Below are 402 nucleotides of genomic sequence, written 5' to 3'. Positions count from 1 at the left end.
TCACTCGCTACTTTTCCTACCGGCGGCGTCCGCCACCACCACCGCCACCTCTTGAGCCGCCGCCACCGTCTCTTGAGCCGCCGCCGGAACTAGACCGGCTCGCGCTACCGCGTTGGCTGGCACTTCTGGCGGCACTTCCGCCGCGATCGACGCCTTGATAGGCCCCGCCTCGATTGCCGCCACCGCCGCGGTCGCCGCCGCCGCCGAGTTGACTCGCGCCACCGCCGCGGTTGCCGCCTGATTGCCCGGCGCCGCGATCCGCGGTTGCCGCTCGATTGCCGCCGCCCGCGCCGCCACGATCACCCGCTCCGCCAGCGGCGCGATCGCTGACGCCACCCCGGCCGATTTCCTGCCTGCCCTGTTCGACTCGGCCGCGAAACTGCTCGCGCGACTTGATCGCAT

The 402-nt window shown here is 72.1% G+C and carries 1 pseudogene; it reads right to left on the bottom strand.

The features are described 5' to 3' along the window. A pseudogene (locus tag I6F37_RS45730) lies at window positions 1-402 on the bottom strand (hypothetical protein); the annotation flags it as partial.

Source organism: Bradyrhizobium sp. NBAIM08, from assembly GCF_020193935.1.
Classification (GTDB): Bacteria; Pseudomonadota; Alphaproteobacteria; order Rhizobiales; family Xanthobacteraceae; genus Bradyrhizobium; species Bradyrhizobium yuanmingense.
Note: the sequence above shows the minus strand (reverse complement) of the source record. Positions and strands in the feature narration are given on the sequence as shown.